This window comes from Streptomyces sp. NPDC090077 (assembly GCF_044747545.1).
Lineage (GTDB): Bacteria > Actinomycetota > Actinomycetes > Streptomycetales > Streptomycetaceae > Streptomyces.
In genome coordinates, this window is sequence record NZ_JBIVEG010000024.1 from 1 (window position 1) to 20,709 (window position 20,709).

Genomic DNA, 20,709 nt, shown 5'->3' on the forward strand with positions numbered 1-20,709 from the left:
GGAAGTGCGCTCCGCGCACTCCAGCCCCGGCCGGCAACTCCAGCCTCGCCGGCGTTTGAGGCGCGGGGGTCTGGGGGCGGAGCCCCCAGGAGGGGTCCGGGGCAACGCCCCGGGGAACGGGCGAAGGGCGGGTAGGGGACCGCCCCGCGCAGCGGCCAAGCACCCGCACCCGGCACCCGGCACCCGGCACCGGCCAACCACCCCCGCCCGGCAGGCCCTACGTCGGGGGAAGGCCGGTCCAGGCCGGGTGGTGGGGGTCGTCGGCGCGGACCAGGACGTCGGCCGCCGCGGCCGGCTCCGTGTCCCGGGCGTAGCGGGCGAACGCCGGCAGGGTCCACCGCTCACCCGACGGCGTCCGCCGCGCCAGCGCCCCCGCGGAGAGGCTGACGTGCACGCTCAGGTCGAACGGGAACCAGTGCCCCAGCAGCAGCGGCCCGTGGACGATCACCACCCCGCCCGGCGGGAGTTCGACGTAGGGGCTGCGGGTGGCCCGGTCGGTGACCGGGTCCCACAGGTCGGGCAGCACCCGCCCGGTGCCGCCGGGGTCCGTCGGGCCGAACACCTCCCGCCACAGCGCGCCCGTGTCGTACCAGCCCCCGAGGTACGCGTCCACGTCCTCGCGCCCGTACTCGAACCGCAGCGACGCGGGCCGCAGGAACCCCCCGGCGGCCACGACGAGCACCGGCCGCCCGCGCGGGCGCAGCGCCCCGGCCAGTTCCTCCGCCAGGACCCCGGTGTCGGCCGCAGGGGCCCCGTCGATGCCCACCCGCTGCCAGGCGGTGCCGTCGTCCGCGGGCCCGTCGAGGTGGGCGGCGAGCCGCTCGGCCATGCGCTGCCAGGTGATCGCTTCCAGCTTCACCAGCCCATTGTCAGTGGTGCGCCCTAACGTTTTTCACGAGGGATCACCGGTGGAAAGGAGCCGGCGGCCCTGTTCTTGGGGAGGGGTCTGTCATGGCTCGGGAGACGACGTATCTGGAGCTGTCGCAGGAGGACGGCGCGGCGCACAAGTTCTACGAGGTGACCGTGGACGGCACCGCCGTCTCGGTGCGCTACGGCCGCATCGGCGCGGCCGGCCAGCTGCAGAGCTCGTCGTTCCCGACGGCCGAGAAGGCCCGCGCGGCCGCCGCCAAGAAGATCGGCGAGAAGGTCCGCAAGGGGTACGCGCCGGCGGTGCAGGGCGCGCGCGCCGCCCGCTCGGTGACCCGGCGGCAGGTGGCGTCGGCGCCGTCCACGGCCCGCGCGGTGGCACCGGTGCTGTGGCGGTTCCGCACCGGCTCCTCGGCCTTCGGCATCCACGTGGACGAGGACCGCTGCTGGGTGGGCAACCAGGCGGGGGACGTCTACACGGTGAGCCACGGCGGCGAGGTGCTGGCCCGCTACTCCCTGCCGGACGGGGTGAAGTGCCTGGTGGCGGACGAGTTCTGGATCTACGCGGGCTGTGACGACGGCACGGTGTACGACCTGTCCTCGAAGGTGCCGTTCGCGGCGTACGGGATAGCCGCGGACGTGGACATCTACTGGCTCGACATCCACGAGGGCGTGCTGAACGTCTCCGACGCCAACGGTGGTCTGACGGTCATCGACCACGAGGACGAGCACCAGTGGTCGCGGAAGTCCTCCGGTACCGGCGCCTGGATGGTCCGGGCGGACGAGCGGGCCGTGTACCACGGGCACGCCGCGGGCGTGACGGCCTACGCGGCCGACGGCACGGGCCAGTTGTGGCACACGTCGACGCCCGGCGGGGTGCTGTTCGGCTGGCAGGAGGAGCACGCCGTGTACGCGGGGACGGTGCGCAACACCGTGCAGCGCCTGTCGAAGGCGACGGGCCGGGTCGAGGCCTCGTACCCGTGCGACGCGGCGGTGTACTCGTGCGCGACCTCTCCGGACGGCCGTCACGTCTTCGCCGGTGACTCCTCCTCCTCGGTGTACTGCTTCGACGCGGACGGGCGCCGGCTGTGGAAGCTGGGCACCGGTGGGGGTTCCGCCCTGTCGATGCAGTACCTGGACGAGCGGCTGTACCTCGTCACGACGGACGGTTCGCTGGTGTGCGTGGACGCGAGCGAGGCGGCGATCGCCGCGGCGCAGCAGGGGTCCGTGCCGACCGCGGTGGACGTGAAGTCGGCGGCTGCGCTGCCGGTGTTCACCCCGGCGGCCTCCGCTTCGGCGGTGGCGACGGTCTCGGTGGCGGCGGCGCCGGCGGGCGGTGTGGTGGTGGAGTGCGTCCAGCAGGGCGGGCGGATGCGGGTGCAGGTGGTGTCGGACGGCTTCGAGCACGGCTGGAACGTGCAGTTCCCGCGCGGGATCCGGGAGGTGGGCGCCCGGTACGTGGTGGACGGGCTGCACGCGGCGAGCGGGGGCTTCTACCGGGTGCGCGGGGAGATACGCCGGCTGGTCTGAGCGGCGCACCGGGGGTCCTCGGGACAGTTGCAGGGTACGGCGCCGGGCGGGGCCGGGGCGGCCACGGACCAGGGGTCGTCCTCGGCGAGGGCGCAGGTGATCTGGAGGACGACGGGCCGGGTCCCGAGGTTGCGGCCGAGGTGGACGTGGCCGGCGCCGGCCGGTTCGACGAAGGTGGCCCCGGCGGGGTGCACCTCCACGGTGCCGTCGGACAGGAAGCGGGTCAGGGTCCCGGACTTGACCACCGCCATCAGCGGGACGTGGTGGTAGTGCCATCCCGTGCAGCCGCCGGGGGGTATGACGACCTCCCGGCCCGCGAGGCCCGAGGGTGCGGTCCGCCTCGGCGCTCCCGCGGGTCTGGGGCGCCGTACCGTCGCCTGTCGTCCACCCATGTGCTCCTCCTTGCCGGGGGCTCACGCTAGACGGACCTGATGACATCCAGTCGGATTTTATGAAAGACCAACAACCCTTCCGCCTCAGGTGATAGAGGGGCCCGCGGGCGGTATCACAACGGCATGAGTCTCGTCGTCTTCGAGTCGCAGAAGCCGATCCACTGCGCCGCCTGCCGGCGGGGGCCGCTGCGTCACCTCGTCCGCGAATCCGGTGTGCCCCGCTGCCTGGACTGCGCCGACCTCGGCCATCTCGTCTACCTGCCGCGCGGCGACGCGGCGCTCACCCGCCGCGCCCGGGAAGGCAGTTCGCTGCACGCCGTCGTGGTGCGCCGGCACCGGGGACGCCGCCGCTACGAACGCCAGGGGCTGCTGGTGGAGGACGCCGCGCTGGCCCGCGCCGAGCGCGCCTGCCTCGCCGACGCCGATGCCCGGGCCCGCCGCCGGGATCGGGACCGGCTGCGCCGCGCGGCCGAGGACGTCCGGTTCACCGCTGCCTTCGCGGCCGAGATACGGCGGCTGTTCCCGGGGATCCCGCCCGACCGCGCCCGGGCGATCGCCGCCCACGCCTCGGTGCGCGGCAGCGGCAGGGTCGGGCGTACCGCCGCCGGCCGGGCGCTCGACGAGCAGGCGGTGTCGGTCGCGGTACGGGCCGCGGTGCGACACACCGACACCGAGTACGACGCGCTGCTGATGGCGGGTGTGCCCCGGTTCGCGGCCCGGGCCCGGCTGGCGGCGCGGATCGACGCGATCCTCGACGGCTGGCGTACGGGGTCCGTCAGCTGAGGCGGAAGCGGCGGTAGAGGAGCGCCCCGCCGAGGAGCAGGGCTCCGCTGCCGGGCACCAGGTAGCCGAGCCCGTCGGAGCCGGTACGGGCCAGGGCCGAGGGGTCCCGCGGCGGGGTCCCCGGGGCGGGCGGGGTCACCGGCCGCTGGGTGACCGGCGGCTGCACGGCGGGCGGCTGCGCGGGCTTGCCCCCGGTCGGGGTCTCGCCGTTCACGGAGGTGTTCCCGTGGGAGCCGTTGCCGACGCCGACGACGTTGACCGAGTTGCCGCTGACGTTCAGCGGGAGGTCCACGGGGAGCTGGACGCCGTTGCCGGACAGCAGCCCGGGGGAATCCTTTCCGCTCCCCGCGGCGCTCGCCCCTCCCCCGTGGCCGGACCCCGGTTTCGAGGGATGGGAGGGCCCGCCGTCCGGATTGCCCCGGTCGGCAGTGGTGTTGGTACAGCGGTTGCCCGCCGCAGAGTTGAGCACCCCGACCACGCTCACCGTGTTCCCGCACACGTTCACCGGGGCGTGCACCGGCAGCTGGACCAGATTCCCGGACAGCAGTCCCGGGGAGCGCTCGGTCTGCCCGCCCGCTTCGGCGTCGGCGTACGCGAAGCCGCCCACCCCCGCGACCGCCAGTCCGCCACCCGCGACCATCGCCGCGATCAAGCCGTTCCGACGAGTGTGACGCATGAGATTTCCTGCCTTCCGGAGGGTTTCACGGGCATCGAGCCCGTACCGGAAACAACGCGGTAAACCCGTTCGGGTTATAGAGCCGGTAGGCATTTCACTCCATCGTGTACTGGGTAGTGCCTACTTCATGACTGAACGACCGCTCCTGCTGCTCGACGTGGACGGCCCGCTCAACCCGTTCCGGTCCCTCTTCGCAGGTCTGCGCGGCTACACGAGCCACCGGATGCGCCCGGACGTCTGGCTCTCCTACCGCGACCCGGAGTCCCGCAAGGCCCGGCGCGGCGTCCGGGTGCGCCTCCACCCCTCGCACGGCGCCCGGTTGCAGGCCCTGCCCTTCGAACTGGCCTGGGCCACGGCCTGGACGCACCAGGCCAACACCCTGATCTCCCCGCACATCGGGCTCCCCGGCGACCTGCCCGTGGTGGAGTGGCCGGAGCTCTTCGCCCGCGACCCGGACGGCCTCTCCTGGAAGACCCGCCCGCTGCTCGACTGGGCGGCCGGCCGGCCCTTCGCCTGGGTCGACGACATGATCACCCCGCAGGACCGGGCCTGGGTCGGCGCCCACCACCCGGCACCGAGCCTCCTGCTGCGCATCCACCCCCGCCACGGCCTGCGCGACCGGGACTTCGCGGCCCTGTCCTCCTGGGCGGGCGAGGTCAGCGCAGCAGGGCGGTGACCGGATCCGGGGACGGGGTGGCGGTGGGCCACCAGTCGTCGGCGTCCGGGCGGGACTCGTAGGCGTACCAGAGGCCCTCGCGGCTCAGCCGGAGCTGGCGGGTGCGGGCGGTGAGCCGGTTCCGCTCGGGACGGAAGGCGCCCTGGCCCGCGGCGAGCAGCGCGGGCCGGGCCCGGTCGAAGGGCCCGGCCGGGGGGTCCCAGGGCTCGTCGAGCACGGTGAGCGCGGGCAGGCCCCCCTGGCGCCAGGCCGCCGCGGCGCGCGCCAGGTCCGTGGTGCTGCGGCCCGTGGCGCGGGCCAGGTCCCGGTAGAGGGTCCGCGCGGTGCCGGTGAGGCCCGAGGTGGGGTGCGCCGACGCCAGCCGGACGGCGTCCTGCCAGAGGGTGAGGCCCCCGACGGGGTCCTCGCCCGTGCCCAGCAGGGCCAGCGCGCGGGCGGCCGCGTCGGTGGCGAGCTGCTCCAGCGCCAGCGGGTCGGGAGCGGCCGGATCGGCGGGGTAGGCGGGCGGCGGGCCCGCGGCGGCGGGTGCGGCGAGCAGGGCCGGCAGCGGCGGCAGGACGGTCCGGGCGAGCGCCGCCCGGGCCGGCACTCCGGGGAAGTCCGGTGCGGTACCGGGCTGTTCGCGGGCCGCGTGCGCGGCGTTGCGCCGGCCCAGCTCGTCGAGGAGCTCGCGCTCGCCACGGCCGCGCAGGAGCAGCAGGACGAAGGGGTCGGTGTCCAGGAGCCGGGCCGCCCGGTAGCAGAGGGCCGCCGCGTGCTTGCAGGGCGGCCGCACCGTGTCCGGGCAGGAGCAGCGGGCCTCCAGCTCGCCCGCGCCGGGCAGCACGGTCTCCGCGAGGGACTGCGGGACCTCCCGCTCCAGCAGCGCGGCGAGGGCCGCGGGGTCGGCGGCCAGCGCCTCCAGCAGGGCGGACCACTCGGCGTCCGCGAAGGCGGGCAGGGTGAGCTCGGTGCGGTAGGGGCGGGCCCGACCGCCCCGGACGTAGGCGACGATCCGGCCGGGGGTGACCGTGACCGCGTCGACGTGGCCTTCGGCGGCGTACGCCTGCCCGCGCCGCAGCCGGGCCGGGTCCTGCGCGCGCTCCTCCAGCGCGGCCACCCAGGCCCGGCCCCACCAGGTCGCGGCCTCCACCCCGGCGGGCACGGTCTCGAAGGTGCGGCGGCGGTCGTCCCGGGCGGTGATCACGCAGGCCTCCGCAGGGAGACGAGATCGGCCAGCTCGCGGTCCGTCAGCTCGGTCAGCGCGGCCTCGCCGGAGCCGAGCACGGCATCGGCCAGCGCCCGCTTGGCCTCCAGCAGTTCGGCGATGCGGTCCTCGACGGTGCCCTCGGCGATGATGCGGTGGACCTGGACGGGCTGGGTCTGGCCGATGCGGTAGGCGCGGTCGGTGGCCTGCTCCTCGACGGCCGGGTTCCACCAGCGGTCGTAGTGGACCACGTGTCCGGCGCGGGTGAGGTTGAGGCCCGTCCCCGCGGCCTTGAGGGACAGCAGGAAGACGGGGACCTCACCGGACTGGAAGCGGTCGACGAGCTCCTCGCGGCGGGGCACCGGGGTGCCCCCGTGCAGGAGCTGCGAGCGGATGCCCCGGGCGTCGAGGTGCCGCTCCAGGAGCCGGGCCATGGTCACGTACTGGGTGAAGACCAGGACCGAGCCGTCCTCGGCCAGGATCGTGTCCAGCAGCTCGTCCAGCAGGGCGAGCTTGCCCGAGCGGTGCGCGAGGCGGGGCTCCGCCTCCTTCAGGAACTGCGCCGGGTGGTTGCAGATCTGCTTGAGCGAGGCCAGCAGCTTCATGATCATGCCGCGCCGCTCGATGCCCTCGCTGCCCTCGATCACGGCCATCGCCTCGTCCACCGCGGCCTGGTAGAGGGAGACCTGCTCCCTGGTCAGGGACACCGGATGGTCCGTCTCCGTCTTCGGGGGCAGCTCGGGGGCGATGCCGGGGTCGGACTTCTTGCGGCGCAGCAGGAACGGCCGGACGAGCGCGGCCAGCCGGGCCACCGCCGCCTCGTTGCCCCCGTCCTCCTCCTGCTGGTGCTCGACCGGGCGGGCGTGCCGGGCGCGGAAGGTGGTGAGCGGGCCCAGCAGTCCCGGCGTCGTCCAGTCGAGGAGCGCCCACAGCTCGGAGAGGTTGTTCTCGACGGGGGTCCCGGTGAGGGCCACCCTGGCCGGGGACGGGATGGTGCGCAGCGCCTTCGCCGTCGCCGAGTGCGGGTTCTTGACGTGCTGGGCCTCGTCCGCGACGACCAGGCCCCAGCTCTGCCCGGCCAGCCGGGCGGCCGCCGCGCGCATGGTCCCGTACGTGGTGAGGACGAAGCCGCCGGCCAGCCCGTCGAGGCTGCGGCCGGCGCCGTGGAAGCGGCGCACGGGGGTGCCGGGGGCGAACTTCTCGATCTCCCGCTGCCAGTTGCCCAGCAGCGACGCCGGGCAGACCACGAGGGTGGGCTCGGGCCGGTCCCGGTGCAGGTGCAGGGCGATCAGGGTGACGGTCTTGCCCAGGCCCATGTCGTCGGCGAGGCAGCCGCCCAGTCCGAGCGAGGTCATCAGGTCGAGCCAGGCCAGCCCGCGCAGCTGGTAGTCCCGCAGGGTCGCCTTCAGGGCGGCGGGCGCCGCGACCGGGGGCAGGTCCCCGGTGAGCCGGTCCCGCAGGGCGGCCAGCGCCCCCACCGGAACCGCCGGCACCGCCTCCCCGCCGACCTCGGCCTCGCCCGTGAGTACGGTGGCCAGCGCGTCCACCGGGTCCAGCAGGCCCAGCTCCCGCTTGCGCGCCTTGCGCACCAGCTCGGGATCGACCCGCACCCACTGGTCGCGCAGCCGCACCACGGGCCGGTGGGCCTGGGCGAGCGCGTCCATCTCGCCCGGGGTGAGCCGGTCCCCTCCGAGGGCCAGTTCCCAGGAGAAGGAGAACAGGGAGGCCGCGTCGAAGAAGGCGGTGCCGTCGGTCGCGGAACCGGGGGCGGCCGGCCGTACGACCGCGGTCGCCGAGAGCGTACGGGCCAGCTCGCGCGGCCAGTGCACGAGGACTCCGGCCGCCGCCAGCCGGGTCGCGGCGGTGCCCAGCAGGTCCTCCAGCTCCGGGTCCGACAGGGCGAGGGCGTCGGGCACCGGCTGGTCGAGCAGGCGCAGCAGCGGCGGCCAGACCCGCGCCGCGCGGCGCAGCGCGAGCACGGCGTCGATCCGGGCGCGCGGGCCGAACCCGGCGGCCGCCGCCCCGGCCCACAGCAGCCCCGCGTCGGTGACCAGGGTGGGATCGGCCAGGCTGTGCACCTGGACCACGGCGGCCCCGGCGCGGCGGACGTCCTCCGGCTCGGCCTCGTCGAACAGGCGGAAGGAGGACAGGTCGAGCCGGAGCGAGATCCCCACCCCGGCATCGGCGCCGGCCGCGACCTGCGCCGCCCACTCCCGTATCCCCGGCACCCGCTGCGGCTCCGGGGCAGCGAACGGCCGCCCGGAGGCGAAGGGCGCCGCCGGAGTCCGCGGCAGCACGTCGGCGACGGCGTCGAGGAAGGCCCGGACCAGGACCTCGGGCTCGGGCAGGGCCGTCGGGCGGCGTCCGGCGAGCGGGGTGGCGTACCCCTCGTGCGGCAGGGCGGCCGCGACGGCGCGCAGGTACCCGACGTCCTCGGCGTCCAGCGGACCGGCACGCCAGGCGTCGACCCCGTCGGCGGTGAGCCCCGGCAGCAGGCGGCCCCGCGCGGCGAGGGACAGCGCCTGCGCGGCGGCGGTGCCCCAGGCGCGGGTGGCGGGATGCGCGGCCGGGCTGCGGGCGGCCCGCAGCAGCACGGGCAGGGCGGCGGCCACCGGCAGCGCCACGGCGGGCACCGTACGCGTGCGGACGCCGGCCCCGTGCGGCCGGACCACCTTCAGCGGGTGCGGGGTCCCCAGCTCGGGCAGCGGGTCCCCCTCGGGGCACCAGAACGCCACCCGCCCCTCCCGGGGTACGGCGGCCGGGAGGAACACGGCGGCGCGGCGCAGCAACGACGGCTGCGGCGGCTGCGGCTGCGCGCTCACGGGGTCCCCCCTTCCCTGCTGCCCGGCTCCGCCCGGTCATGGCGGATCCACTGCCGCCGAGTCTAGGCGGGCCCACTGACAACCGGCGCTGACCTGCGGATACGCCGGGCTGCCGAGGGGGGCGGTCAGCGCGCCCAGCGGCCCAGCTCCCCCGCGAAGCCGTACTCGGGCCGGCCCGTGGCGGCGCTGGTGCGCCAGGGCACCCCGTCGTCGTCCAGGCGCAGGGTTCCGGAGCCGGCGGGCCCGCTCCAGCGCAGTTCGAGGTACCAGTCGCAGTCGCAGCCCGTCGCGGCCGCCGTCACCCGGAGCACGACCGGGTCGGCCGCCGAGACGCGCAGCGGGAAGGCCGGCGCGGGGAGCCGGGTGCCGGAGTCGTTGCCCGCGACGGGCCGGGCCAGGGGCCTCGGCGCGTCCAGGTTCACGGCGAAGCCGGCCGGGGTGAGGCCCCCGCCGCAGCCCGGGGACATCTGGTAGACGTTCCAGGCGGGCGGGGTCCGCCGGCCGGCCACCCGCACCTCCAGCCCCTGGAGCACCACGGCCTGGTCCCCGGTGCCGTGCAGGGTGACCTCGACGGTCTGGGTCCCCGCGTGCACGGCCCGCTGCGCCCGCGCCCAGGCGGGCGCGTCCGCTTCCACGGGCGGCGCGGGGACGGTCTCCGGGGCCCGCTCGGAGAGGTAGGCATGGTCGCAGCCGGCGGCCCACACGTGGGACCGGACCGCCGCCTTGAGCGGTGTCGCCACCGGCCCCGCGGAGGGCGCCGGCGGAGGCGCGGACACCGCGGTACTCGCGCTCCCGGAGGGGGTCGGGGCGGAGGCAGCCGGAGACTCCGGCGGCGCGGTCGCCGAGCCGGTGGGGCCGCCCGGTACGGCCGCCGGTGCCGGGCCGGACGGACGCCCGGCGGGCGGCCCCGCCTGCGGGGACCGCGTCTCGGGCCCGGCCGCCGCGAGCACGGCGGCGGCCACGGCGGCCGCCACCACCCCGGCCACCCCCGCCCCGACCACCCTCCGCCGCTGCCACACCCCGCCGGGCCGCCGCACCACCCGCCCGGCTCCGCCCCCGGAAGCCGGTGCCGCGGGAACGCCCCCGGCCGAACCCCCGGAAGGGACCCCCGCGCCGGACCCGGACGCGGAGCCGCCCCCGGCCCCCGAGCCGACGCCGGCCCCGGACCCTGCCGAAGCCCCGGACCCACTTCCGGCACCCGCAACCGCACCCCGCTCGAACCCAACCCCAGGCCCAGCCCCGCCCCCGATGCCGCACTCAACCCCGGACCCGGCCGAAGCCCCGGACGGGGACCCCGACCCGGCTCCGGCTCCGGACCCGGCCGCAGGGCCGCCCACGGCCCCGGAGTCGACGCCGGGCACGAACCCGGGCCCGGCCGGAGCCCCGTCCCCAGCCCCGTACCCCGTGCCCTCACCCGGCTCGACCCCGGTACCGACGCCGGGCGCAGCCCCGGCCCCGGCCGAAGCCGCGAGCCCGCTCCCGCCCCGGGTCCCCGCACCCTGCCCCGGCTCGGCCCCAGCCCCGTTCCCGGTGCCGGCCCCGACCGCAGGACCGGACCCCGTTCCGCCCCCGGCGTCGGCGCCGGAGCCGGGCGCAGCCCCCGCCCCGGCCCCCGCCCCGGCACCCGGCACCGCGCCCGGGGCGGGGGGCGGCACCGACGGGCCGCGGGAGGACGCACGGCGGCGGGCGTCCGCCAGGAGCCAGGCGCGGTGCAGGTCCACCGCCTCCTCGCGCGCGGCCCCGCAGGCCCGGGCGAAGCGGTCCACCACGGCGAACTCGGCCGGCACCGCCTCCCCCGCGCAGTACCGGTGCAGCGTCGAGGTGCTCGTGTGCAGCCGCCGCGCGAGCACCCCGTAACTCAACCCCGCGCGCTCCTTCAGCTCCCGCATCAGACGCGCGAATTCCTCGGTCTCCGGCTCGGCCACGCCGCTCCCCCGTCCCGTGACGCCGTTCCACCCCGGGGGCGTTCCCCCAGGTGACAGTGCATACGGCCGTTCCAGTGTCCCGGTTCCGCGGCGATCCGTTCCCCAACGCACCGGACCGGGGCAGGCTGTTGGAGCGGTCACCCGACGACCGCACCGCAACCACGACCGCAAGCGCACCTGTTACGGGGAGACACCGTGTTCCGACGCACCGCCCACCGCACCTCGGCCCTCGCCGCCACCGCCCTGGCGGCGGCCGCCGCCCTCGCCCTGACCGCCTCCGGCACCGCCACCGCCGCGGCCACCGCCCCCGGTTTCCTGAACGGCACCGACCTGCCCCCGCACCCGTCCTCCCCCTGGTTCGCCGGCAAGGTCACCAAGGGGCTGCCCGAGGACGCCCCGTTCTGCCTGGACGGGGTGCTCCCGGCGGCCGGCAGCTGGCACCGCACCTTCGGCACCGAGCTCGACACCGGCGCCGTCCAGATCTCCGTGCGCGCCGCCTCCGACGCCGCCGCCGCGAAGCTCGCCTCCGCCCTGGAGCGCAAGGTCGCCGGCTGCGCCGCGGACTGGCTGCGCGCGAACCCGGGCGGCACCGCCTCCTGGCAGGACTACGGGAAGCTGGCCGTCGAGGAGGGCGCGCACGTCTACGGCGTCGGCGCCTCCATCCCGGAGTCCGAGCCGGGCGTGCACCTGTACGGGATCGGACGCGACGGCTCCACCGTGACCGTCGTGAAGTGGGGCCAGATGGGCAACCTGCCCGACGCCCCGGTGCCCGCCTTCAAGAAGACGACCACGACGGCCGTGAACAAGCTCAACCCCTGAGTCCCGGCCCCCGCGGCGGGCCCTCCGGTGGGACCATGGAACCGAGGCCTCCGAACAGGGTGAGGCGATGGCCATGCGTACCGGAAACGAGCCGGTGACCGCCCGCAGTCCGCTGCGGCTGCGGTTCTGGCTGAGTCTGTGGGGGCTGCTCTGGGCCGCCGCCGGGGCGGCCGCGTTCTCGCTGGCCGGCCGTCCCGGCTGGGCGGCCGCCTGCGCGGCGCTCGCGCTGGTGGCCGCCGTGGACCTGGCCGTCGTCGTACGGCACATCCACCAGGGCCCGCACTACCAGCCGGGCCCCGGCGTCCCCCCGTACGAGCCCCCGCACCGTGCCCGCTAGGCCGTCTCTTCAGAGACGGCCTAGCTCTCGAAGCGGGCCGCCTGCACGTACTCGGGCTGCGGGTCGAGGGCGGCGGCGAGGCGGAAGTGGCGGCGGGCCTGTTCCGGGCGGCCGGCCCGCTCGTGGGTGCGGGCGAGCGCGAAGTGGGCGAAGGCGTTGTCCGGTTCCCGCTCCAGCACCAGCTCGAACTCCAGCTGGGCGGGACGCAGCTGGGCCGCCGCGAAGAAGGCGCGGGCGCGCAGCAGCCGGGCCGCGGTGTTCTCGGGGTGCGCCGCTATGACGGAGTCCAGCAGGCGGACCGCGCCGCGCGGGTCCCGGGCGGCGAGGAGCTGCTCGGCGGCGCGGTAGTCGATGACGTGCGTCTCGGGGCTCGCGGAACCCGACGGCCCGGTGGGCCCGGATCCCGGTCCGGTGGACGGCGGCGGCGGGGGCGTGGTTTCGGACACGTTGTCTTTCCTTCCCTCTACGGGCGCGTTCAACGCCCTTGCCCGCCGCGCCTATTCCGCGCCCCTGACGGGTCTACCCGGCGGCCGTGCCCGCACCGGCCCGGGTCTTCAGTTCCTCCCAGACCTTGCGCACCTGGGGCTCCAGCGCCTCCAGCGGCCCGTCGTTGTCGATCACGAGCGTGGCCACGGCCAGCCGCTGCTCGCGCGTGGCCTGGGCGGCCATCCGGGCGCGGGCCTCCTCCTCGGCCATCCCGCGCCGTGCGGTCAGCCGGGCCAGCTGCGTCTCGGGGGCCGCGTCCACGACCACGACGAGGTCGTACAGGGGCGCGAGGCCGTTCTCGGTGAGGAGCGGTACGTCGTGCACCACGATCGCGTCGGGTCCCGCCGCGCCCTCCAGCTCGGCGGACCGGGCCCCGACGAGCGGGTGCACGATGGCGTTGAGGGTCCGGAGCTTCGCCGGGTCGCCGAAGACGATCGCCCCGAGCCCGGGGCGGTCCAGCCGCCCGTCGGCGGTGAGCACGGCCTCCCCGAAGGCCTCCACCACGGCCGCGAGTCCGGGCGTGCCCGGCTCCACGACCTCCCGCGCGATCCGGTCGGCGTCGACGACGACCGCCCCGTACCCCGCCAGCAGCCGCGAGACCTCGCTCTTGCCGGCACCGATTCCGCCTGTCAGGCCCACTTTCAGCATGGTCAGCACCCTAGGCGGTGTCCCCCTCCCGAGGAACACCGCCCGCTGGACGCCGTGGACCTAGCCCTCGCCCTCGCGCTCCGCCAGGAACCGCTCGAACTCGCGGCCGATCTCGTCCGCCGACGGGATCTCGGCCGGCTCGGCGATCATGTTGCCCCGGGTCTCGGCCCCGGCCGCGGCGTCGTACTGGTGCTCCAGACCCTGGACGAGGGCGACGAGCTCCTCGTCGCCCTCGCGGATCTGCCGGTCGATCTCCGTCTGGGTGCGGTGCGCCTCGGTGCGCAGGGCGTGCGCGACGGCCGGCAGGACCAGCCCGGTGGCGGCCGTGATGGCCTCCAGGGCGGTCAGTGCCGCGTCCGGGTACGGGGAGCGGGCGACGTAGTGCGGGACGTGCGCGGCGACGCCGAGCACGTCGTGTCCGGCCTGGGCGAGGCGGAACTCGACCAGGGATTCGGCGCTGCCGGGCACCTGGGCCTCGTCGAAGGGGCTGCGGTGGCCGGGCATCAGGTCGGTGCGGTTGCCGTGCGGGGTGATGCCGACGGGCCGGGTGTGCGGTACGCCCATGGGGATGCCGTGGAAGTTGACCGAGAGGCGGACCCCGAGCCGCTCCACGATCTGCCGGACGGCGACGGCGAAGCGCTCCCATTCCACGTCCGGCTCGGGGCCGGAGAGCAGCAGGAACGGCGCGCCGGTGGCGTCCTGGACCAGGAGCACCTCCAGGCGGGGCTCCTCGAACTCGGTCCAGTGGTCGCGCTGGAACGTCAGCAGCGGGCGGCGTGCCCGGTAGTCCACCAGCCGGTCCGCGTCGAAGCGGGCCACCACCTGGTGGGGCAGGGTGTCGAGGAGGCGCTCGACGATCTGCTCGCCGGTCTCGCCGGCGTCGATGTAGCCCTCGAAGTGGTACAGCATGACCAGTCCGGCCGAGTCCTGGGTCAGCGCCAGGTCCGCCACCGCCAGACCCTTGGCGTCCCATTCGTACAGACCCTGTGGATCAAGCACCGTCACCACTCCTCCCTCGCGCCGTGTTCCCTGCGAAGAACGTCCGGGACCGCGCGGCCATTCCCAGCCGGGCGGCTTTGACACAAACGCAATGCGACGGCGGACGGACCCACGGTGCCGGACGCGGCCGGCGCCGCGCGCCCCCGCACGGTCCGGGAACGCGGCGAGGCCCGCCCCCCGAAGGGGACGGGCCTCGTCGTTCAGCTCAGCTCAGCTCACACCGGGGTGTGATGCGCTGCGATCAGCTCTGGCCGCCGGCCAGCTTCTCGCGGAGCGCGGCCAGGGCCTCGTCCGACGCCAGGGCGCCGGAGGTCTCGTCCGCACCCTCGGAGGAGTACGAACCACCGGAGACGCCCGCACCGGCGTTGCCACCGGCGGCCGGGGCGGCAGCGCCCTCGGCGGCAGCGGCCTCGTCGGCCTCGCGGCTCTTGATGACCTGGGCCTGGTGCTGCTCGAAGCGGACCTGCGCCTCGGCGTACTGGCGCTCCCACGTCTCGCGCTGGGTCTCGTAGCCCTCGAGCCAGTCGTTGGTCTCGGGGTCGAAGCCCTCGGGGTAGATGTAGTTGCCCTGGTCGTCGTAGGACGCGGCCATGCCGTACAGGGTCGGGTCGAACTCGACCGACGCCGGGTCGGCACCGAAGGACTCGTTGGCCTGCTTGAGGGACAGCGAGATCCGGCGACGCTCGAGGTCGATGTCGATGACCTTGACGAAGATCTCGTCGTTGACCTGGACGACCTGCTCCGGGATCTCCACGTGGCGCTCGGCCAGCTCGGAGATGTGGACCAGACCCTCGATGCCCTCGTCCACGCGGACGAACGCACCGAACGGAACCAGCTTCGTGACCTTACCCGGGACGACCTGGCCGATCTGGTGGGTACGGGCGAACTGCTGCCACGGGTCTTCCTGCGTCGCCTTCAGCGACAGGGAGACGCGCTCGCGGTCCATGTCGACGTCGAGGACCTCGACGGTGACTTCCTGACCGACCTCGACGACCTCGGACGGGTGGTCGATGTGCTTCCAGGACAGCTCGGAGACGTGGACGAGACCGTCGACGCCGCCCAGGTCCACGAACGCACCGAAGTTGACGATCGAGGAGACGACGCCGGAGCGGACCTGACCCTTCTGCAGGGTGGTGAGGAACGTCTGGCGAACCTCGGACTGGGTCTGCTCGAGCCAGGCGCGGCGGGACAGGACCACGTTGTTGCGGTTCTTGTCCAGCTCGATGATCTTCGCCTCGAGCTCCTTGCCCACGTAGGGCTGGAGGTCGCGGACGCGACGCATCTCGACGAGGGAGGCCGGCAGGAAGCCACGGAGGCCGATGTCGAGGATGAGACCACCCTTGACGACCTCGATGACGGTACCGGTGACGATGCCGTCTTCTTCCTTGATCTTCTCGATCGTGCCCCAGGCACGCTCGTACTGAGCGCGCTTCTTGGACAGGATCAGGCGGCCTTCCTTGTCCTCCTTCTGGAGAACCAGGGCCTCGATCTCGTCGCCGACCTTGACGACCTCGTTCGGGTCGACGTCGTGCTTGATCGAGAGCTCGCGGCTCGGGATCACGCCTTCGGTCTTGTAACCGATGTCGAGCAGGACCTCGTCCCGGTCGACCTTCACGATGACGCCGTCGACGATGTCGCCGTCGTTGAAGTACTTGATCGTCTCGTCGATCGCGGCCAGGAAGGCTTCCGCGTTACCGATGTCGTTGACCGCTACCTGCGGAGGGGTGGTGGCGGTGGTCTCGGTGCTGCTCGTCATGTGGGAAAGGGCTCCGGTTACGGACAGAAAGTCGTAGGTACTGCTACGCCGGGAGCCCTTATCGGCACCTGCCGAAGAAGCCGGACAGCCAAAGAAGCCCCAAGATCCCCTGAAAGGGGGAAGGGCCTCGAAAACCGAGGGGACATTCAACAGATGCAAGCGCAGCCTGCTAGGTCTGAGGAGCACAGGCTCGCAGCGCAACTTGTAGCATACGGGGGCAGCCGGACAGGGTCAATGCGCGAAGGCGCACACCGCGGGCAGATCACCGCATAACCGGCACAATTCGTGGGCGGGAACGCGGTGATGAGCGCTCCGCACGAGTTTTCCCGGCCCCCGGACCACCGAGCCATCCGCAGACTACGACGACGGGCCCCATGAACCAAGAGGACTACGCCCCCGAAGACGCCTCCGAGGACGAGGACGGCGCCGAGGCCACCCGGCGGGACGCCGGGGAGGCGGAGAGCAGCCGGGCCAGCCGCGGCTGGTGGGACCGCAACGCCGACGAGTACCAGAGCGAGCACGGCGCCTTCCTCGGCGACGACCGCTTCGTCTGGGGCCCCGAGGGCCTCGACGAGGCCGAGGCCGCGCTGCTGGGCCCCGCCGCCTCCCTCAAGGGCAAGGACGTCCTGGAGATCGGCGCCGGCGCCGCCCAGTGCTCGCGCTGGCTCGCCGCGCAGGGCGCCCGCCCGGTGGCCCTGGACCTCTCCCACCGCCAGCTCCAGCACGCCCTGCGCATCGGCGGGGAGGTGCCGCTCGTCGAGGCCGACGCCGGCCGGCTGCCGTTCCGGGACGGGTCCTTCGACCTCGCCTGCTCCGCGTACGGGGCCGTCCCCTTCGTCGCCGACCCGGTCAACGTCATGCGGGAGGTGCACCGCGTGCTGCGCCCCGGCGGCCGCTGGGTCTTCTCCGTGACCCACCCGATCCGCTGGGCCTTCCCCGACGAGCCGGGCGCCGAGGGGCTCTCGGTCTCCGCGTCCTACTTCGACCGGACCCCGTACGTCGAGCAGGACGAGCAGGGCCGGGCCGTGTACGTCGAGCACCACCGCACGGTCGGCGACCGGGTCCGCGACGTGGTCGCGGGCGGCTTCCGGCTGCTGGACCTGGTGGAGCCGGAGTGGCCGGAGTGGAACGGCCAGGAGTGGGGCGGCTGGTCCCCGCTGCGCGGCAACCTGATCCCGGGCACCGCGGTCTTCGTGTGCGAGAGGGACTGATCCCTTGATCCGCCAGGCCGCCCTCGACTCCCTCCCCGTGCGGGAGGCCGTGCCCGCGCTCGTCTCGGCGCTGGACGGCCGCGGCACCGCCGTGCTGTGCGCACCGCCCGGGACCGGCAAGACCACGCTCGTGCCGCTCGTGCTCGCCGGACTGGTGGGCGGGGGCCCGCGGCGGCGGGTGGTCGTCGCCGAGCCCCGGCGGATCGCCGCCAGGGCGGCGGCGCGGCGCATGGCGTGGCTGCTGGGCGAGGCCGTCGGCGGCTCGGTGGGCTTCACGGTGCGCGGGGAGCGCGTCGCGGGCCGGGACACGGCCGTGGAGGTGGTGACCACCGGGGTGCTGCTCCAGCGGCTCCAGCGGGACCAGGAGCTGGCCGGCGTGGACGTGGTGGTGCTGGACGAGTGCCACGAGCGGCACCTGGACGCCGACACCGTCGCCGCGTTCCTGCTGGACGTACGGGAGAACCTGCGCCCGGAGCTGCGGCTGGTGGCCGCCTCGGCGACGACCGACGCGGCGGGCTGGGCCCGGCTGCTGGGGGACGCCCCGGTGGTGGAGGCCGCCGGGGTCGCGTACCCGGTGGAGACGGTGTGGGCGCCGCCGGCCCGGCCGGTGCGGCCGCCGCACGGCATGAGGGTGGATCCGGCGCAGCTGGCGCACGTGGCGGCGGTGGTCCGCCGGGCCCTGGCGGAACGTTCCGGCGACGTGCTGTGCTTCCTGCCCGGCGTCGGCGAGATCGCCCGGGTCGCCGGGCAGCTGGCCGGCGTGGACGCGGAGGTGCTCCAGGTACACGGGCGGGCGCCGGCCGCGGTGCAGGACGCGGCGCTGACCGCCGCGGAGCACCGCCGGGTGATCCTGTCGACCGCCGTCGCGGAGTCGAGCCTGACCGTGCCGGGGGTGCGGGTGGTCGTGGATTCGGGGCTGGCCCGCGAGCCCCGGGTGGACCACGCCCGGGGGCTGGGCGCGCTGACGACGGTACGGGCGTCCCGTGCGGCGGGCCGCCAGCGGGCGGGCCGGGCCGGGCGGGAGGCGCCGGGCGCGGTCTACCGGTGCTGGGCCGAGGCGGAGGACGGGCGGCTGCCGGCGTTCCCCTCGCCCGAGATCCGGATCGCGGACCTGGCGCCGTTCGCGCTCCAGGCGGCTTGCTGGGGCGACCCGGACGCGGCCGGGCTGGCGCTGCTGGACCCGCCGCCGGCCGGGGCGATGGCCGCGGCGCGGGAGGTGCTGGTGGCGGTGGGCGCCGTGGACGTGGCCGGGCGGCCGACCCCGCGCGGGCTGCGGATGGCCCGGCTGGGGCTGCACCCGCGGCTGGCGCGGGCCCTGCTGGACGGTTCCGCCGCGCTGGGCGGGCGGCGGGCGGCGGAGGTGGTGGCGCTGCTGAGCGAGGAGCCTCCGCGGGAGTACGGGGACGACCTGGCCGGGGCGTGGCGCGCGGCCCGGCGGGGCGGTGACGCCTATGCGTCCCGCTGGCGTGCGGAGGTCGCCCGCCTGGAGCGCGCGCTGGGCTCCGCCGGTGCGTCGGGTACCGGGTCCGACGCCGCCGGTGCGTCCGCGGCTGGAGCGGGTGCCGGGGCTGGGGCCGCTGCGCGGGGGTCTGGGGGCGGAGCCCCCAGGGGGTCCGGGGCGCAGCCCCGGGGAACGGGCGAAGGGCGGGGCGGGGACGACGACCGTGCCGCAGCGCTGGTCGCGGCCCTGGCGTTCCCCGAGCGGGTGGCACGGGCCAAGGGCTCGGGGGCCTTCCTCATGGCCTCCGGGACCGCGGCCGAGGTCGGGGAGGGGTCGGCGCTGCGCAACGCGCCCTGGCTGGCGGTGGCCGTCGCCGACCGGGCCCCGCACGCGGCGTCCGCGCGGGTCCGGCTGGCGGCGGTCCTCGACGAGGACACCGCCCAGGCCGCGGCCGCGCACCTGTTCGCCGCCGGGGAGGAGGTCCGCTGGGACGGCGGGGACGTGGTCGCCCGTGCCGTCGAGCGGCTCGGGGCGGTCGAGCTGGTCGCGCGTCCGCTGCGCGACCCGGCGCCGGAGCCGGTGCGGGCCGCCCTGCTGGAGGGGCTGCTCGCGGAGGGGCTGGGGCTGCTGCGCTGGACCCCGGACGCGCTGGCGCTGCGGGACCGGCTCGGGTTCCTGCACCGGACGCTCGGCGGCGGCTGGCCGGACGTGTCGGACGACGCGGCGCTGCTGGAGCGGGCCGGGGAGTGGCTGGAGCCCGAGCTGTCGCGCGCCCGGCGCCGCGCCGACCTGGGGCGGATCGACGCGGGGCGGGCCCTGGAGCGGCTGCTGCCGTGGGCCACCGGGGAGGCGGCCCGGCTCGACGAGCTGGCGCCGGAGCGGATCGAGGTGCCGAGCGGGTCCCGGATCCGGGTGGACTACTCGGCCGGGCAGCCGGTGCTGGCCGTGAAGCTCCAGGAGCTGTTCGGGCTGGCCGAGACGCCCCGGGTGGCGGGGGTTCCCGTACTCGTGCACCTGCTGTCGCCGGCGGGCCGGCCGGCCGCCGTCACGGCCGACCTGGCCTCCTTCTGGCAGGGCGGCTACCGGGCGGTGCGGGCGGAGCTGCGCGGCCGGTACCCGAAGCACCCGTGGCCGGAGGACCCGGCGACCGCCGAGCCCACCCGGCACACGAACGCGCGGCTCAGGGGGCGTTGACGGGCGGGGTGCGGCGCCCCCGGGCCTCCAGCCAGAGCGCGGCGGCGAGCAGCGCCAGGCCGGTCAGGGCGAGGCCGGCCGGGGCGTAGGTGTGGAGCGCGAGGACCTTCGTGCGGTTGGCGGAGACCAGGTCGAGGGTGTGCTTCGCGTAGTCCTCGCGCAGGGTGACGTGCCCGGCGAAGGCGGTCAGCCTGCCGTCGGGGGCTCCGGCCGCGATGCCGCCGCGCATCTCCTGCTGGATGTCCTGTTCGGCGTTGACGGGCGCGCCGGTGACGGGGTCGACCCAGAAGCGGGCCTTGACCGTGTACCAGAGGGTGGTGCCGGTGGTCTGTTCGATGGTGGCGGGGTCGATGCCCTCGATCGGCATCTTCTTCGGCATGGGGACCTTGGTCCAGGGGACGGTCTGCTCGAAGTAGTAGACGTCCATGCCCCGGTAGGTGCGCGGGCCGACGTAGTGGATCGGCGAGGAGGTGCGGGTCTGCGCGTCGAAGTAGAGGTAGTCGCGCGGCTCGGTGAAGAAGGGCCACTTGAACTCGATGCCCTCGCGCTTGACCGGGTCGCCGTCGACCATCTCGCCGGTGGCGTGCACCGGGTCCTGGGTGTGGGCGTCGAAGATGTAGCGCTCGGGGATCTGCGAGACCATCTTGCCGTCCGGCCCGATGATGTAGGAGAGCGTGTCCCAGACGACGACGTCCTTGCCGGCGTCGGCCTCGATCTCCCTGGACGCCTCGACGTTGCCCTTGAGGGTCTGGACGATGGTGACCTTGTCGACCTTCTTGGGCTGCATGCCGCCCGCGTAGTCGAGGAGTGTGGCGTCCTTGGCCTCCAGGACCATCTCCTGGTACTGGCCGGCCGGGATCTTGGCGAGCCGGGGGTACGCGTACCAGCGCAGCAGTGGTGCGAGGGCTGCGCAGAACACGGCCAGGGCAAGCAGTACGAGGCTCGCTCTGCGTCGCACGGC

The 20,709-nt window shown here is 75.4% G+C and carries 18 protein-coding genes and 1 pseudogene; 7 read left to right on the forward strand and 12 right to left on the reverse strand.

Features of this window, described 5'->3' with window-relative positions; translation table 11 throughout:
* Positions 1-217: 217 nt before the first annotated feature.
* On the reverse strand, positions 218-859 hold the full coding sequence (locus tag ACIPW5_RS30025; RefSeq protein ID WP_401251485.1) for a uridine kinase: 642 nt from the start codon (positions 857-859) through the stop codon (positions 218-220).
* Between the two features lie 92 nt (positions 860-951).
* Here ACIPW5_RS30025 and ACIPW5_RS30030 point away from each other — a divergent pair, with 92 nt between their 5' ends.
* Entirely contained in the window at positions 952-2,397 is a 1,446-nt protein-coding gene (locus ACIPW5_RS30030) for a WGR domain-containing protein (RefSeq protein ID WP_401251488.1), read from the forward strand.
* Here the strand turns inward: ACIPW5_RS30030 and ACIPW5_RS30035 are convergent.
* Positions 2,361-2,789 (reverse strand): cupin domain-containing protein, encoded by a 429-nt coding sequence (locus tag ACIPW5_RS30035; RefSeq protein ID WP_401251491.1) that lies wholly within the window; start codon positions 2,787-2,789, stop codon positions 2,361-2,363. The genes ACIPW5_RS30030 and ACIPW5_RS30035 overlap by 37 nt on opposite strands.
* A gap of 123 nt (positions 2,790-2,912) precedes the next feature.
* Here ACIPW5_RS30035 and ACIPW5_RS30040 point away from each other — a divergent pair, with 123 nt between their 5' ends.
* A complete protein-coding gene (locus ACIPW5_RS30040) occupies positions 2,913-3,572 on the forward strand; it encodes a DUF2293 domain-containing protein (protein ID WP_401251493.1) in 660 nt (219 codons plus the stop codon).
* Here ACIPW5_RS30040 and ACIPW5_RS30045 read toward each other — a convergent pair.
* Entirely contained in the window at positions 3,565-4,248 is a 684-nt protein-coding gene (locus ACIPW5_RS30045) for a chaplin (RefSeq protein ID WP_401251496.1), read from the reverse strand. The two genes, ACIPW5_RS30040 and ACIPW5_RS30045, sit on opposite strands and share 8 nt — an antisense overlap.
* 127 nt (positions 4,249-4,375) lie before the next feature.
* Between ACIPW5_RS30045 and ACIPW5_RS30050 the strand changes: the two genes are divergently transcribed.
* Positions 4,376-4,924 carry a hypothetical protein gene (locus ACIPW5_RS30050; protein WP_401251499.1) on the forward strand — a complete coding sequence of 183 codons (549 nt, stop codon included), beginning with the start codon at positions 4,376-4,378 and terminating at the stop codon, positions 4,922-4,924.
* On the opposite strand, the gene ACIPW5_RS30055 is transcribed toward ACIPW5_RS30050, so the two are convergent.
* The 4 genes and pseudogenes from ACIPW5_RS30055 to ACIPW5_RS30070 form a co-directional block, all read right to left on the reverse strand.
* Positions 4,905-6,110: an SWIM zinc finger family protein gene (locus ACIPW5_RS30055; protein WP_401251502.1), complete on the reverse strand. Its 1,206-nt coding sequence runs from the start codon at positions 6,108-6,110 to the stop codon at positions 4,905-4,907. The genes ACIPW5_RS30050 and ACIPW5_RS30055 overlap by 20 nt on opposite strands.
* Positions 6,107-8,932 (reverse strand): DEAD/DEAH box helicase, encoded by a 2,826-nt coding sequence (locus tag ACIPW5_RS30060; RefSeq protein WP_401251505.1) that lies wholly within the window; start codon positions 8,930-8,932, stop codon positions 6,107-6,109. Before ACIPW5_RS30060 ends, ACIPW5_RS30055 begins: the two co-directional genes overlap by 4 nt.
* 125 nt (positions 8,933-9,057) lie before the next feature.
* Entirely contained in the window at positions 9,058-9,972 is a 915-nt protein-coding gene (locus tag ACIPW5_RS30065) for a hypothetical protein (RefSeq protein ID WP_401251759.1), read from the reverse strand.
* 693 nt (positions 9,973-10,665) lie between these two features.
* Positions 10,666-11,034, reverse strand: a pseudogene (locus ACIPW5_RS30070) (helix-turn-helix domain-containing protein); the annotation flags it as partial.
* An 18-nt stretch (positions 11,035-11,052) separates the two neighbouring features.
* On the opposite strand from ACIPW5_RS30070, the gene ACIPW5_RS30075 reads away from it, so the two are divergent.
* Both ACIPW5_RS30075 and ACIPW5_RS30080 read left to right on the forward strand, forming a co-directional pair.
* On the forward strand, positions 11,053-11,676 hold the full coding sequence (locus ACIPW5_RS30075) for a hypothetical protein (RefSeq protein ID WP_401251508.1): 624 nt from the start codon (positions 11,053-11,055) through the stop codon (positions 11,674-11,676).
* Between the two features lie 73 nt (positions 11,677-11,749).
* Positions 11,750-12,013: a DUF6343 family protein gene (locus tag ACIPW5_RS30080; RefSeq protein ID WP_401251511.1), complete on the forward strand. Its 264-nt coding sequence runs from the start codon at positions 11,750-11,752 to the stop codon at positions 12,011-12,013.
* Positions 12,014-12,033: 20 nt separating this feature from the next.
* Here the strand turns inward: ACIPW5_RS30080 and ACIPW5_RS30085 are convergent, their stop codons facing one another.
* From ACIPW5_RS30085 to rpsA, 4 genes are all read right to left on the reverse strand, one after another.
* Positions 12,034-12,366, reverse strand: a complete 333-nt coding sequence (locus tag ACIPW5_RS30085) for a tetratricopeptide repeat protein (RefSeq protein ID WP_401251749.1) — start codon at positions 12,364-12,366, stop codon at positions 12,034-12,036.
* A gap of 166 nt (positions 12,367-12,532) precedes the next feature.
* On the reverse strand, positions 12,533-13,147 hold the full coding sequence (gene coaE, locus ACIPW5_RS30090) for a dephospho-CoA kinase (protein ID WP_401251514.1): 615 nt from the start codon (positions 13,145-13,147) through the stop codon (positions 12,533-12,535).
* Positions 13,148-13,207: 60 nt separating this feature from the next.
* Positions 13,208-14,146, reverse strand: a complete 939-nt coding sequence (locus ACIPW5_RS30095) for a PAC2 family protein (RefSeq protein ID WP_401251516.1) — start codon at positions 14,144-14,146, stop codon at positions 13,208-13,210.
* Between the two features lie 241 nt (positions 14,147-14,387).
* Complete coding sequence (gene rpsA / locus ACIPW5_RS30100; RefSeq protein ID WP_007263497.1) at positions 14,388-15,902, reverse strand: 30S ribosomal protein S1; 1,515 nt, start codon at positions 15,900-15,902, stop codon at positions 14,388-14,390.
* A gap of 374 nt (positions 15,903-16,276) precedes the next feature.
* Between rpsA and ACIPW5_RS30105 the strand changes: the two genes are divergently transcribed.
* A complete protein-coding gene (locus ACIPW5_RS30105) occupies positions 16,277-17,113 on the forward strand; it encodes a class I SAM-dependent methyltransferase (protein WP_401251520.1) in 837 nt (278 codons plus the stop codon).
* A 4-nt stretch (positions 17,114-17,117) separates the two neighbouring features.
* Entirely contained in the window at positions 17,118-19,748 is a 2,631-nt protein-coding gene (locus ACIPW5_RS30110; protein WP_401251523.1) for an ATP-dependent RNA helicase, read from the forward strand.
* Here the strand turns inward: ACIPW5_RS30110 and ACIPW5_RS30115 are convergent.
* A complete protein-coding gene (locus ACIPW5_RS30115) occupies positions 19,735-20,706 on the reverse strand; it encodes a DUF3068 domain-containing protein (protein ID WP_401251526.1) in 972 nt (323 codons plus the stop codon). The genes ACIPW5_RS30110 and ACIPW5_RS30115 overlap by 14 nt on opposite strands.
* Positions 20,707-20,709 lie beyond the last annotated feature (3 nt).